The organism is Streptomyces sp. NPDC015127, assembly GCF_043080095.1.
Lineage (GTDB): Bacteria > Actinomycetota > Actinomycetes > Streptomycetales > Streptomycetaceae > Streptomyces.
Window position 1 is genome coordinate 640,613 of sequence record NZ_JBIBVE010000001.1, and the last position, 13,818, is coordinate 654,430.

At 71.6% G+C, this 13,818-nt stretch carries 11 protein-coding genes; 5 read left to right on the top strand and 6 right to left on the bottom strand.

The genetic code is table 11. The features are described from left to right. Positions 1 to 470 precede the first annotated feature (470 nt). Both ACF08N_RS02730 and gcl read right to left on the bottom strand, forming a co-directional pair. Complete coding sequence (locus tag ACF08N_RS02730; protein WP_392322727.1) at positions 471 to 710, bottom strand: hypothetical protein; 240 nt, start codon at positions 708 to 710, stop codon at positions 471 to 473. 255 nt (positions 711 to 965) lie between these two features. After that, the gene (gene gcl, locus ACF08N_RS02735; RefSeq protein WP_392322728.1) at positions 966 to 2,753 is read right to left on the bottom strand and encodes a glyoxylate carboligase; all 1,788 of its coding nucleotides are present in this window, start codon (positions 2,751 to 2,753) and stop codon (positions 966 to 968) included. 266 nt (positions 2,754 to 3,019) lie between these two features. Here gcl and ACF08N_RS02740 point away from each other — a divergent pair, with 266 nt between their 5' ends. Together ACF08N_RS02740 and ACF08N_RS02745 are read left to right on the top strand one after the other, a co-directional pair. Further along, entirely contained in the window at positions 3,020 to 3,760 is a 741-nt protein-coding gene (locus ACF08N_RS02740; protein ID WP_392322878.1) for a hypothetical protein, read from the top strand. 124 nt (positions 3,761 to 3,884) lie between these two features. Beyond that, positions 3,885 to 4,667: a TIGR04222 domain-containing membrane protein gene (locus ACF08N_RS02745; protein ID WP_392322729.1), complete on the top strand. Its 783-nt coding sequence runs from the start codon at positions 3,885 to 3,887 to the stop codon at positions 4,665 to 4,667. 180 nt (positions 4,668 to 4,847) lie between these two features. Here the strand turns inward: ACF08N_RS02745 and ACF08N_RS02750 are convergent, their stop codons facing one another. Together ACF08N_RS02750 and ACF08N_RS02755 are read right to left on the bottom strand one after the other, a co-directional pair. Beyond that, positions 4,848 to 6,485, bottom strand: coding sequence for an AMP-binding protein (locus ACF08N_RS02750; RefSeq protein WP_392322730.1), 1,638 nt, complete (start codon positions 6,483 to 6,485; stop codon positions 4,848 to 4,850). After that, on the bottom strand, positions 6,482 to 8,158 hold the full coding sequence (locus tag ACF08N_RS02755; RefSeq protein WP_392322731.1) for an AMP-binding protein: 1,677 nt from the start codon (positions 8,156 to 8,158) through the stop codon (positions 6,482 to 6,484). Before ACF08N_RS02755 ends, ACF08N_RS02750 begins: the two co-directional genes overlap by 4 nt. Before the next feature lie 179 nt (positions 8,159 to 8,337). On the opposite strand from ACF08N_RS02755, the gene ACF08N_RS02760 reads away from it, so the two are divergent. Continuing rightward, complete coding sequence (locus tag ACF08N_RS02760; RefSeq protein ID WP_392322732.1) at positions 8,338 to 9,174, top strand: response regulator transcription factor; 837 nt, start codon at positions 8,338 to 8,340, stop codon at positions 9,172 to 9,174. A 91-nt stretch (positions 9,175 to 9,265) separates the two neighbouring features. Here the strand turns inward: ACF08N_RS02760 and ACF08N_RS02765 are convergent, their stop codons facing one another. Then, positions 9,266 to 10,393: a winged helix DNA-binding domain-containing protein gene (locus ACF08N_RS02765; protein WP_392322733.1), complete on the bottom strand. Its 1,128-nt coding sequence runs from the start codon at positions 10,391 to 10,393 to the stop codon at positions 9,266 to 9,268. A gap of 137 nt (positions 10,394 to 10,530) precedes the next feature. On the opposite strand from ACF08N_RS02765, the gene ACF08N_RS02770 reads away from it, so the two are divergent. Then, a complete protein-coding gene (locus ACF08N_RS02770) occupies positions 10,531 to 11,673 on the top strand; it encodes a magnesium and cobalt transport protein CorA (protein WP_392322734.1) in 1,143 nt (380 codons plus the stop codon). Between the two features lie 122 nt (positions 11,674 to 11,795). Then, positions 11,796 to 12,188, top strand: a complete 393-nt coding sequence (locus ACF08N_RS02775) for a nuclear transport factor 2 family protein (RefSeq protein WP_392322735.1) — start codon at positions 11,796 to 11,798, stop codon at positions 12,186 to 12,188. Positions 12,189 to 12,253: 65 nt separating this feature from the next. Here ACF08N_RS02775 and ACF08N_RS02780 read toward each other — a convergent pair whose 3' ends face one another. After that, positions 12,254 to 13,642 (bottom strand): FAD-binding oxidoreductase, encoded by a 1,389-nt coding sequence (locus ACF08N_RS02780; protein WP_392322736.1) that lies wholly within the window; start codon positions 13,640 to 13,642, stop codon positions 12,254 to 12,256. Positions 13,643 to 13,818 lie beyond the last annotated feature (176 nt).

Consider the following 13,818-nt stretch of genomic DNA (forward strand, 5'->3'; position numbering starts at 1 on the left):
AGCTTGAGGACCGCGGCGGCCGTGCGATGCCAGTGCGGTGGTGAAGGTGCCGGTCTTCCTCTCCGACCTGACGTGAGGAGGACCGGCGGCCAATCGCCCCGCCGCGGTCCCGGGCAGCCCGGGGCCCGCCCCGCGGGGAGGAACCCTCCCCGATACGCCGGACTCCGTCCGGCGACCCCTCCCGGAACCCGCCCGGCGGCGCGAACGACCATCCCGAACGCCGCCCTCGCACCGTCCCCCAGCCCAGCGGCTGGGAGGTGCCCCCAGCGCAGGCTTCGGGCGGCTGCGCCGGACTCCGTCCGGCGACCCTCCAAAGACCCCGCCCGGCGGCGCGAACGTCCTGTCGCGCCAGCCTCGCACCGTCGGGCGGCAACAACTTCACAGACAGAGCGCGGAGTCGGTTACGGTCCCGTACTTCGCGCTCGGTGATCAGGGCCCGGTCTGCGCACAGAGACCGGGCCCTGATCCGTCTACGCCCCGTCGCCTCCGTCGCCCCTGTCGCCCCCGTCCGCGCGGCGGCGCGCACGCCAGTGCTCCCAGGCGTCCTCCGCCACGGAGAAGAGGCACAGGAACCCGGCCGCCACCGCGGCGGTCACGGTGGCCTCCCCGCTTCCCAGGTCCTCGACGAACGCCACCCACAGCCACAGCGCCGCCGTCACCGGCAGCAGGGCGACCAGCAACGGCCGCCATTTCGGCCGGAATCCCGTCACGGCGTCCTCCCTCGTTCGTCCCCGCCGGCGCGCCGTACGCGCCGTACGCGCCCCGTGGCTGCCCTCCGGTGAGACAGAGCGGGGCCTGTTCGCGGTTCCCCGCACCGGGGGTCCGCGGGGACCCGACGGCGGCCTCGGCGCGAGCGGGAGCCGGCGGGACCACCGAAGGGCCCGTCCGCACCGGCACCACCCGGGTACGACGAAGGCCCGGTCCGCTGGTGCGGACCGGGCCTCCATGCCCCGCAGGGCGGTGGATCAGACCTTCAGGGGCTTGATCGCGGTCGGGGCGTGGCCGGGCTCGGTGGCGACCTCCTCGAACTCGGTCACGTCGCTCATGTCGACCGTCTTGCTCATCGAGATGTTGGTGATGCGCTCCAGGATGGCCTCGACGACGACCGGGACCTGGAACTCCTGCGCCAGCTTCTTGGCCTCCTCGAAGGCCTCGCCCAGCTTGTCCGGGTCCTCGACGCGGATCGCCTTGACGCCCAGGCCCTCGGCGACCTTGACGTGGTCGACGCCGTAGACGCCGATCTCCGGGGTGTTGATGTTCTCGAACTCGAGGTTGACCTCGAAGTTGATGCCCAGCCCGCCCTGTGCCTGACGGATCAGGCCCAGGTAGGCGTTGTTCACCAGGACGTGGACGTAGGGCACCTTGTGCTGCGCCGCGACCGCCAGCTCCTCGATCATGAACTGGAAGTCGTAGTCGCCGGACAGCGCGACGATCGGGGTCTGCGGGTCCGCTGTGGCGGCACCGATCGCGGCCGGAATGGTCCAGCCGAGCGGGCCGGCCTGGCCGCAGTTGATCCAGTGGCGCGGCCTGTAGACGTGCAGCATCTGCGCGCCGGCGATCTGGGAGAGGCCGATGGTGGTGACGTAGCGGGTCTCGGGACCGAACGCCTTGTTCATCTCCTCGTAGACGCGCTGCGGCTTCATCGGGATGTTGTCGAAGTGCGTACGGCGCAGCAGGGTGGCCTTGCGCTCCTGGGCGGAGGCGGCCCACGCGCCGAAGTCGGGGAGCTTGCCCTCGGCCTTGAGCTCCTTCGCCACCTCGATGAAGAGTTCCAGGGCGGCCTTGGCGTCGGAGGCGAAGCCGTAGTCCGGGGCGAAGATCTTGCCGATCTGGGTGGGCTCGATGTCGACGTGGACGAACTTCCGGCCGTTGGTGTAGGCGTCCAGGTTGTAGCCGGTGTGGCGGTTGGCCCAGCGGTTGCCGATGCCGAGGACGAAGTCCGACTCGAGGAAGGTCGCGTTGCCGTAGCGGTGCGAGGTCTGCACGCCGACCATGCCGGCGCTCAGCTCGTGGTCGTCCGGGATGGTGCCCCAGCCCATCAGGGTGGAGATGACCGGGACGCCGGTCAGCTCGGCGAACTCGACGAGAAGGTCGGAGGCGTCGGCGTTGATGATGCCGCCGCCGGCGACGATCAGCGGGCGCTCGGACTCCAGCAGGAACCGGATGGCCTTCTCGGCCTGGGCGCGGGTGGCCCGCGGCTTGTAGACCGGCAGCGGCTCGTACGCCTCCGGGTCGAACTCGATCTCGGTCAGCTGGACGTCGATCGGCAGGTCGATCAGGACCGGGCCGGGACGGCCGGAGCGCATCAGGTGGAAGGCCTCCTGGAACACGCCTGGGACCTGGGCGGCCTCCAGGACGGTGGTGGCCTTCTTGGTGACCGGCCCCGCAATCGCGGCGATGTCGACGGCCTGGAAGTCCTCCTTGTGGAGCTTCGAGACCGGGGCCTGGCCGGTGATGCACAGGATCGGGATCGAGTCCGCGATCGCGGAGTACAGGCCGGTGATCATGTCGGTGCCCGCCGGGCCGGAGGTACCGATGCAGACTCCGATGTTGCCGGCCTTGGCGCGGGTGTAGCCCTCGGCCATGTGGGAGGCGCCCTCGACGTGGCGGGCCAGGGTGTGGCCGATGCCCCCCACGTTCTTGAGTTCGCGGTAGAAGGGGTTGATCGCCGCGCCAGGCACGCCGAACGCGTTGGTGACGCCTTCGCGCTTGAGGATCTCAACGGCCGCTGCGGCGGCGGTCATACGTGGCATGGGAGGGCTCCTGCTTCGCCTTGGGGATCGGCTCCGTCGCGCCACCTGAGAGCGTCGTCCCGCGTCGGTGTCCAGTGTTCGTTCCGCATTACGGAAGTCTAGTTCTGCTATACGGAAGCAATGTAAAACGCGCCCGGTCCGGCGTCAAGGGAGGCAGGATGGGAGGGGCGCCGCCGGAGCACGGGGGCGCAGTCCGGGAAGGACCTCGCCAACTCCCCGCCGTTGTTGGACGATGGACGGCAGCCACGAGGGGAGGTGCCGTGACGATCGAGAGCGTGCCGGTGCGCTGTCCGGCCTGCCGCCGCGACCATCTGTACGCACCGCCCGTCTACCCGTGCGCCTGCGGCGCACCGCTCGCCCCGCCGCTGATACGCGGCGCTCCCCCGGAGCCGATAACCCACCGCACCTGGACGGACGACTGGGTGACCGTCCGCTGCCCCTTCTGCGAACGGCAGGACCAGTGGCCGCAGCCGGAGCTCGGGTGCCCCTGCGGGACGGTCCTGCGCATCGTGGTGCGCCCGGTGAGCACGCCCGGCCCGGCCGCCGGCCCGCCTTCCGCCACCGCCGCGGGGGCGGACGACCCCCGCCCCGCCCACATGCCGCTGCCCCGCACCGCGACGGCGGCCCGCCCCTGCTTCCGGCCGGTGACCATCCGCACGGCACGCGACGCGGTGACGGCCGCCGCGATGTACCTGAGGTGGCTCGGCTTCCAGGACGTCGTCCAGCCGGAGACCAGACCGGTGTCGGGCATCGACCTGCGCGGGGCGGGCGTCGTGGCCCAGGTCGACGCCTCCACCCGGCCGGCCGGCCTCCGCGACATCGAGTGCCTGTGGCTCAACGGCCTCAGCGCGTCCGCCCAGAGCGTCTTCTTCTCCCTCGCGGGTTACGCGGACGACGCCCGGGCGCGCGCGGACCGGCTGGGCATCCCGCTGTTCGTCATGGACCTCACGGGCTGCCCGCAGCCGGTCAACGCGCCCGCGGACGAACTGATCACGATCGGTACGTAGCCGCCGGAACCGGGCCGAAATCTCAAGTAGAGCTCAGAATCGGCGGTTTCGGGCTTCACGCCCCCGCCCACACGGGCACATATCCCCTACAGCCGCAGACACGGCCTCGGGGGAGGTGGGCGCGATGCCCTTCGACATGTGGTGGTTCACCGGAGCGGCCTGCGTGCTGCTCGCGGCGGCGGCCCTGCTCCTGCGTGCCGGTACGCCGCGCGCGGACGCGGCCGGCCCGCCGGGGCCGCAGTCCGTAGCCCTGCTGCGCGGCGGCCGCCGGGCGGCCGTGACCGTGGCGCTCGTCGCCCTACAGCAGCGGGGCGTCGTCACGAATGGGCGCCCGGGCACGGTACGGATCGACGGCTGGGGCACGGCGGTCCGCGACCCCTTGCAGCTCGCCGTCCACACCTCGCTGCGCCGCCCGGTCGGCATACGGGTGCTCCTCACCGTGCCGCGGGTGCAGCGCGCGCTGGACGCCCTGCACGACCAGTGCGCGGCCCAGGGCCTGCTGCGGCCCGGCGGGCGCTGGCGCGCGGCGCGCGCGCTGCTGTGCGCGGTGCCGGTGACGGTCGCGACGGGCCTGGTGGCCACGCCCGGCTCCCTCGTCGGGACGGCGGCCGCGGCGGTGCCGGTCGCGGGGGCGGCCGCGCTGTGGTTCGTGCCGCGGCAGACACCCGCGGCGCGCCGCCTGCTGGCCTCGCTGCACGCGTCGTACCCGCTGCCGGACCGGCCGCTGCGCGGCAGCACGAGTGTGCCGCGGGTCCAGATGTCGGTGGCGCTGCACGGCGACAGGGCGCTCGTGCTGCACCTCCCCCACTTCGCACGCGGCGGCGGCCTCCTGGGCCGCGGCAGCCGCGAGACGGGCTTCGCCCCGCCGGAACCGTCCTCGGGCGGCGGCGGGTCGTGCGGCGCGTAGCCCCTGCTGCTGGGGAGGTGAACGCGGGGGCTGACGCCCCCGCACCCCCTGACGCGCCACGGCGCAGCACCCCTACGCGCCGCGCTTCTCGCGCGGCCCTCCCGGCGGCCCCGGCCCCGGGCACCACCCCCTTGCAGAGGCCGCCCCGGGGACGCGACGCCCCCGGGCGCCGCACCCGCGTCAGCCGAAGCGGTGGCGGAGTTCGACCTTGCGGACCTTGCCGCTCACCGTCATCGGGAAGTCCGTCAGGATCTCCACCCGGCGCGGGATCTTGTAGTGCGCGAGCCGCTCCCGGCAGAACTCCGTGATCTCCTCCAGCGTCGGCGCGTCATCCGCGTCGCGCGGGATCACGCACGCCAGGATCTCCTCCCCGTACCGCTCGTCCGGCACCCCCACCACCTGCACGTCCGCGATCTTGGGGTGCGTGTAGAGGAACTCCTCGATCTCGCGCGGGTACACGTTCTCGCCGCCCCTGATGATCATGTCCTTGATCCGGCCGACGATCTGGACGTACCCGTCCTCGCGCATCACGGCCAGGTCGCCCGTGTGCATCCAGCGGCCCGCGTCGATGGCCTCCGCCGTCTTCTCGGGCTCCTCCCAGTAGCCCAGCATGACGCTGTAGCCGCGCGTGCACAGCTCGCCCGCCTCTCCGCGCGGCAGTGTCACGCCGGTGACCGGGTCGACGACCTTGACCTCGACGTGGGGCATAACGCGGCCGACCGTGCCCGTGCGGCGTTCCAGGTCGTCGTCGCGCCGGGTCTGTGTGGAGACGGGGGACGTCTCGGTCATGCCGTAGCAGATCGACACCTCCGCCATGTTCATCTCGGCGACGACCCTCTTCATCACCTCCACCGGGCACGGCGAGCCCGCCATGATGCCGGTGCGCAGCGAGCCGAGGTCGTAGGAGGCGAAGTCGGGGAGGTTCAGCTCCGCGATGAACATGGTCGGCACCCCGTACAGCGACGTGCACCGCTCCTCGGCGACGGCCCGCAGCGTCGCGGCCGGGTCGAAGGAGGGCGCGGGGATCACCATGCACGCGCCGTGCGAGGTGGCCGCGACGTTGCCCATGACCATGCCGAAGCAGTGGTAGTAGGGCACGGGGATGCAGACGCGGTCCTGCTCGGTGTAGGCGATCATCTCGCCCACGAAGTACCCGTTGTTGAGGATGTTGTGGTGGGAGAGCGTCGCCCCCTTGGGGAACCCGGTCGTCCCCGACGTGTACTGGATGTTGACGGGGTCGTCGCAGGACAGCTCCGCCTCGCGCGCGGCGAGCCGGTCGTCCGTGACGGACGCGCCCGCCGCCACCAGCGCGTCCCACGAGGCGTCCCCGATGTAGTGCACGGAGCGCAGCTGCGGACACGAGGCGCGGACGGTGTCGACCATCGCCCGGTAGTCGCTCGTCTTGTGGGCCAGGGAGGCGACGAGGACCGAGATCCCGGCCTGGTTCAGGACGTACTCCAGCTCGTGGGAGCGGTAGGCCGGGTTGATGTTCACCATGATCGCGCCGATGCGGGCGGTGGCGTACTGGATCAGCACCCACTCCGCGCAGTTGACGGCCCAGATGCCGACCCGGTCGCCCTTGGCGACGCCGGAGCCGAGCAGGCCGCGCGCGACCAGGCGCACGGCAGCGCCGAACTCGGCGTACGTCCAGCGGCGGCCCGACGGTACGTCGACGAGCGCCTCCCGCTCGGGCCAGGCCGCGACCGCGCGGTCCAGGTTCGCGCCGATCGTGTCGCCCAGCAGCGGCGTGCCGCTCGTGCCGTGCGCGTAGGACAGCGGCGCGGACTCGCTCGTGCCGTGCGCGGAGGACGGGTTCATCGCAGGTCTCCCTCGGCGTACTCGGCGGCCGAGCCCTCGGCGGTGAGCCGGCGCAGCTCGACCCGGCGGATCTTCCCCGACACGGTCTTGGGCAGATCGGCGAACTCGATCCGGCGGATCCGCTTGTACGGGGCGAGGACCGCCCGTGAGTGCGCGAAGAGCACCTTGGCCGTGTCGGGCCCGGGCTCCCAGCCCTCGGCGAGGACCACGTATGCCTTCGGCACCGCGAGGCGCACGGGGTCCGGGGCAGGCACGACCGCGGCCTCGGCCACCGCCTCGTGCTCCAGCAGCGCGCTCTCCAGCTCGAAGGGACTGATCTTGTAGTCACTGGCCTTGAACACGTCGTCGGACCGGCCCACGTACGTCAGGTACCCGTCCTCGTCCCGGGCGGCGATGTCCCCGGTGCGGTAGTAACCGTCGGCCATGGCCTCGGCCGTACGCTCGGGGTCGCCGTGGTAGCCGGTCATCAGGCCGACCGGGGCGGCGGACAGGTCCAGCGCGATCTCGCCCTCCTTCGCGCCGGGTTCGCCGGTCACGGGGTCGAGGAGCTCGACCGTGTAGCCGGGGCTCGGCCGGCCCATGGAGCCCGTCTTGAGCGGCTGGCCGGGACTGTTGGAGACCTGCACGGCGGTCTCCGTCTGGCCGAACCCGTCGCGGATGGTGACGCCCCACGCCGCCCGTACGGTCTCGATGACCTCGGGGTTGAGCGGTTCACCGGCGGCGACGACCTCGCGTGGGCGACGGGCGAGGCCGGCGAGGTCGGCCTGGATCAGCATCCGCCACACGGTCGGCGGCGCACAGAAACTGGTGACGCCCGCACGGTCCATCTCGGCCATGAGCCGGGCCGCGTCGAAGCGGGTGTAGTTGTGGATGAAGACGGTCGCCTCGGCGTTCCACGGGGCGAAGAGGTTGGACCAGGCGTGCTTGGCCCAGCCGGGCGAGGAGATGTTCAGGTGCACGTCGCCGGGCCGCAGACCGATCCAGTACATCGTCGCCAAGTGGCCCACGGGGTACGACACATGGGTGTGCTCGACGAGCTTGGGGCGGGCGGTGGTACCGGAGGTGAAGTAGAGCATGAGCGTGTCGTCGGCCCGCGTGGGCCCGTCGGGCTCGAAGGCGGCGGGCGCGTCGTCCGCGCCCGCGTACGGCCGCCAGCCGGCCGCCTCTCCCCCGACCACGATCCGGGTGTAGTCGCCCGGCACCTCGCCGAACTTGCCGACGTCCCCGGCGCGCACGATCACGTGCCGCACGCGGCCCCGGTCGACGCGGTCGCGCAGGTCGGCGGGGCCGAGCAGCGGGGTTGCGGGGATCATGACGGCGCGCAGCTTCATCGCGGCGAGCGCGGTCTCCCACAGCTCGGCCTGGTTGCCCAGCATGACGAGGATGCGGTCGCCGGCGCGCACCCCCTGGGCACGGAGCCAGTTCGCCGCGCGGTTCGACCGTGCGGACATCTCGGAGAACGAGACACGGGTCTCGGGGCCGTCCTCCTCGACGATGTGCAGGGCGGTCCGGTCGTTGCCCTCGGCGATGACGTCGAACCAGTCGAGTGCCCAGTTGAAGTGCTCGAACCGGGGCCACGCGAAGCCCTGGTAAGCGCCCGCGTAGTCCTCCCGGTGCTGCAGCAGGAAGTCCCGGGCTGCCCGGAACTTCTCCGTCGCGCCGCCAGACGTCATGTTTCCTCCTCGTTGCGGGACCGGCCACGGACATCGTGTAATCGGTGACCCGGGTCTCACTACCCCCGAACGGGGGTGTCGTCCCCGCCGTCCCCGCCGTCCCGCGCGGGACACGGGATGTGCGGGACACCGGAGGCGCGGGACAGCCGAGCGCGGGACACCGGAAGAAGGAGGCCGGCATGCCGGGAACCGACGAAGCGGTGGAGATACGCGCGGCACTGCTGCGGCTGCGGCGTACCACCGGCCTGCCCGTGGCCTTCGGCGGTCTGCTGCACGACTCCCGGCAGCTGCGCATCGCCGAGCTGAACGGCGCGGCCACCGGTGCGCTGCGCGGCCTCGCCGTCTGCACCGGCAACGGCCTCGGCGGCAAGTCCATGGCACTGTCCCGGCCGTGCGCGGTGACCGACTACGCGGCGGCCCGGCACATCAGCCACGAGTACGACGCGGCGGTGGCGGCGGAGGGTCTGCGCTCGGTGGTCGCGGTGCCCGTCGTCGTACGGCGCAAGGTGCGCGGCCTGCTGTACGGGGCGCTGCGCCACCCGCTGGTGCTGGGCGACCGGGTCCTGGACGCGGCGGTGGCGGCGGCGCGGGACGTGGAGCAGGCGCTGGCCGTACGGGACGAGGTGCAGCGGCTGCTGGCCGAGGCGCGTCCGCAGACCGGGGACCGCGGGCCGGGCGCGTGGGAGTCGGTGCGTGAGGCGCACGGCGTGTTGCGGGCGCTGGCGCCCAGGATCGCGGACCGGGAGCTGCGGGAGGAACTGCTGGCGGTCTGCGGCCGGCTCGCCTCCGCCGCGGGTGCGGACGCGTCGCGGACCGGCGCCGTGGCGCTCGCGCCGCGGGAGGTGGACGTGCTCAGCTGTGTGGCGTCGGGGGCGACGAACGCGGTGGTGGCGGAGCGGCTGGGGCTGCGGCCGGAGACGGTGAAGGCGTACCTGCGCTCGGCGATGCGGAAGCTGGGCGCGCACAGCCGGGGCGAGGCGGTGTCGGCGGCGCGCCGGAGCGGGTTGCTGCCCTAGGTGTACTGCCCAGGGACATTGGTCAACCTGGTGATGGGCGGTTTGCCACCGGTTGCGGTGCGGGCCGTCGTGGCCGTCGCCCGCCGACGGGTCAGCCGGTCTCGCCCACCTCCGCGAACAGGACGTCGTGCGTCCGGGCCGAGGTCATGGTGGTGAGCAGACCGGCGGCCTCGTCCGTCAGTGCGGCGCGCTGCGTCCGCGTCAGCGGGGCGAACGGCTGGACGGTCAGCGTCGCCGTGTCTTTGACCTCCTCCAGCCGCCAGTTGCCAGCCAGGAAGCCGTCGACGAGGAAGGTGCAGAAGGCCTGGTTCCCCTTCCACATCCGCGTCCGGTACTCCGGGGGCACGACCCGGCTCCGGTCCGCGTGCGACAACAGCAGGTTGTCGAATTCCGGCAGGAAGCGGGGCGCCGCCGGGGTGTCCGCGTCGGGGCGGGGCGCGTCCGGAAGGTCGAACAGCTCGGTGCCGTGCTCGTCCTCGAAGACGAGGAGCCCGGGTCGCAGCCGGTCGAACACCTCGCGTGTCCGGGTCAGCCCGGACCACGTCTGGAAGTCCTTGACCGACGCGGGCCCGAAGGCCGCGAGATAGCGGCGCACGGTGTCGTCCGGCGCGGGCGCGGGCTCCGGCTCCCTGCCGAACCAACGCTCCGCGGTGGTCAGCGCCACCTGCCCGCTGCTCCCCCACAGGCCGCGCGGCGTGACCTGCACGAGCGGCAGGCTGCAACGGGCGGCGACGGACAGAGCAAACGGGTCGGCGTCCGGCCAGTGCACGAGCAGCGCGTCCCTCAGTTCCTTCATCGTCCGCGGCCTCTCCTCCACGAGTTCGCGGGCCACGGCGGCGAGCCGCCCGAGGTCCACACCCGCGAGGCCCTTGCGGAACTGCCCCAGCTCACGGTCCCGCGCGGCCTGCACCAGAGGCCGCAGCGTCATGCAGTCGTCGGCGGTGTGCGTGTGGATCGTGGATCGCATCGTCACCATGCGGGCGACCCGGCGGTCGGCCATCGCCGCCGACAGGTCCTCGGGGGCGAAGTCGGCGAGCCGGGCGGCGAGCGCGTAGTAGGGCGGCTTCACGTTCTGCGCCTGGAGCCCGACGAGATGCCGCACGGCACGTTCGGCCGTCATCGCGGTGCGGGGTGCCCGGCGCAGCAGCAACTGTCGCTGCAGGGTGGCGCGGTTGAGCGCGCGGGTGCCGAGCCGGGGATACGTGGTCTTCGTCGCCATGTCCCGTACGCTACCGAGCCTTGCGGACAGGTTCTGTCCTCGACGGGATCCGGTCGGGCCACCTGGTGCGGCTATCCTGCACCGGGTCCGGCACACACCGGCGCGGCCGTACGACGAGGCGGGAGGCGAGATCCCCGATGGCACGTTCCCCCAAGCGGCACCACTGGCGCCGCCGCCCGGATCCGCCGGCCGCGGCGCGCCCGGCGGATCCGGCACCGGGGTCCGGACCCTCCGCGGTCCCGCCCGTCCGCAAGGACCACGGCAGCGTGGTGCAGGCCGTGCTGTACCGCGACGGACGCCGTGTGGCGCACCCCGAGTCGCTGGCGGAGACGTTCCGCCAGCTGCGCCAGTACCCCGGTGGCATGGCGTGGATCGGCCTGCACCGCCCGAGCGAGGCCGAACTGCACTCGCTGGCAGCGGAGTTCGACCTCCACGAACTGGCGGTCGAGGACGCGCTGGAGGCCCACCAGCGCCCCAAGCTGGAGCGCTACGGCGACACGCTCTTCGTCGTGCTGCGCGCCGCCCGCTATCTGGACGCGCAGGAGGAGGTCGAGTTCGGTGAACTGCACGCCTTCGTCGGCAAGGACTTCCTGATCACGGTCCGCCACGGCGCCGCCCCCGACCTGTCCGCGGTGCGCCACCGCATGGAGGAGACCCCCGAACTCCTCGCACTGGGCCCCGAGGCGGTGCTGTACGCGATTCTGGACGCGGTGGTCGACGGCTACGCGCCGGTCGTCGCCGGAGTCCAGAACGACATCGACGAGATCGAGACGGAAGTCTTCGGCGGCGACCCAGCGGTCTCGCGCCGCATCTACGAACTGGCCCGCGAAATGGTCGAGTTCCAGCGCGCGACCCGCCCCCTGGTCGCGATGCTGCACGCGCTGATGGCGGGCTTCGCGAAGTACGGCACGCAGGAGGAACTGCAGCGCTACCTGCGCGACGTCGCCGACCACGTCACCCACACCAGCGAACGCGTGGACGGCTTCCGCCAGGCCCTCGCGGACATCCTCACGGTGAACGCGACGCTGGTGACCCAGCAGCAGAACGCGGAGATGCGGGCACTGGCGGAGGCGGGCTTCGAGCAGAACGAGGAGATCAAGAAGATCTCGTCGTGGGCGGCCATTCTGTTCGCCCCGACGCTGGTCGGGACGATCTACGGCATGAACTTCGACCACATGCCGGAGCTGCACTGGGCGGGCGGGTACCCGTTCGCGATTGCCCTAATGGGTGTTGTTTGCACCACTTTGTACGTCATCTTCAAGCGGCGGGATTGGCTCTGAGCAACCAATGGAGCAGCCGGACGCTCACCGAGCCGCGCGAGCACCGAGCCAGACGGCCTAACGACGGCGAGTCCCAGCCCGTCCCCCGACGTACGTTCGTCAGGAGGCCGAGGGAGGCACTGATGACCGATCACCCGAACATCGCCGTGTTCAACCGTGCCATGACCGCCTTCTCGGTGGGCGACATGGACGCGCTGGCCGAGGTCTTCCATCCCGACGTGGTGTGGCACATCGGAGGCAGGAATCCCCTGGCGGGCGACTACCGAGGACGCGAGGACACGTTCGCCCTGTTCGGCCGCGAGTTCCAGCTGACGGGCGGCACCTACCGCCCGGTGCTCCACGACGTCCTCGCCAATGACAACCACACGGTCGCCCTGCTCCACGTCACGGCATCACGCGAGAGTGAGACGCTCGACATGGACTACGCCCTGGTCCTTCACATCAACGACGGCCGGATCACCGAGGGCTGGGTGGTGACTACCGACCCGGCGGCATACGACGAGTTCTGGTCGTAGGCGTTCGGTCAGCCATGACGGCAGCGCGGGCACAGCCCCTGATGAGGCTTCACGAAATTCTGGTGTCACTGCGTGTCCGGCCGAATGTTCGCGTTCAGGCGGAAGAAGTTGGCGGGATCGTACGTGTTCTTGAGGGACACCAGCCGCTCGTAGTTCCCGCCGTAGGCCGCCCGTACGCGCTCCTCCCCCACGTCTCCCAGGTTGTTCACGTATTCGGCTTCCAGAGCGAAGGGGCTCACCATGTCCCACCACCGCCGGACCCACTGCGTCTGCGTCCGGAGTTGTTCCCCCGGGCCGGTCCAGATGGACGCAGCGAAGTTGTCGTACTGTGCGTTTCGGGGACGGAAAGCCGTGGCGGATGGGTCGACTCGGCTGACGGCACCGCCGTATTGCTGGAAGACGATGAGGGACCTGGGGGACGGGGCGCCGGCGAAGTGGTCCACCGTGGCCTCCACGGTTTCGTCGGCGATTCGCTCCAGAAAATGGGACTTCCAGTAGTAGTCGAGGCCGGTGGGGAAGAACGCGTCGGCGGCGGCCTGCAGTTCCGTGTACGCGACCGGGCCGATGTCGTCGACGAGCGGCGGGCCGAACTGCCGGAGTGGTTGCAGCACACGCTCGCCCTCCTCCACCGACCCGACGTAACACACGGAGATGGCGAGCATCGGGTCGCCATCGGGCGACGTCAGGAAGATCGCGTCGGCCGACAGGTCGTCGGGTGCCGACAGGGAGTACTCCCCGTAGAACCTCAGCGCGTCCTTGGCTGTCTTCAAAGGGTGGACGACGACGCCCCCGAGCACTTCGGGGCCCACGCGGTGGAGCTGGAACTCGAAGGAGGTCGTGACCCCGAAGTTGGCTCCGGCGCCGCGCAGGCCCCAGAAGAGGTCGGCGTTCTCGGATGCGTCTGCTCTCACCACCCGGCCGTCGGCGGTGACGACCTCCGCGGCCAGCAGATTGTCGCAGGCGAGACCGTACCGCCGGGCCAGCCGGCCCACACCGCCGCCCAAGGTGAGCCCGGCGACACCCGTGTGCGTGACGACGCCCGCCGTCGTGGCCAGGCCCGATGCCTGCGTGGCCCGGTCCAGTTCCTTGAGGGTCGCACCTCCCTCGACTCGGGCCGTGCAGCGCTCCGGATCGACGTCAACACCTCGCATGGGCGAGAGGTCGATCATCAGGCCGCCGGTGCACACCGCTTTCCCCGCGATGTTGTGCCCGCCTCCTCGTACCGACACCAGTAGGTCGTGCTCACGGGCAAAGGCGACGGCGCGAACGACGTCGGCCGCTCCGGAGCAGCGGGCGATGAGCGCGGGCCGGTGGTCGATCAGGCCGTTCCACACCGCACGCGCCTGCTCGTACGCGTGATCGTCCGGGCGGAGCAGCCCGCCGCGCAACCCCTCACCCAAGCGCTCGGCAGCCGATTCATCGAGGACCACCAGGTCGCCGGTTCGCGATTTCACCTGCAGGGATGGCATCACCACGCCTCCCCGAAGTCTCTCGGAGCTCTGTTTCGGATGCTACGCCGCCCGCCATCCGACCGCAGTGCGGAGCCGCCGAACTGGTCCCACGCGCGGTCTCGGCCGACCAGGAACGTTGCCCGAGCCACCCGGTGCAGAGAGCACATCCGCCGCGGGGA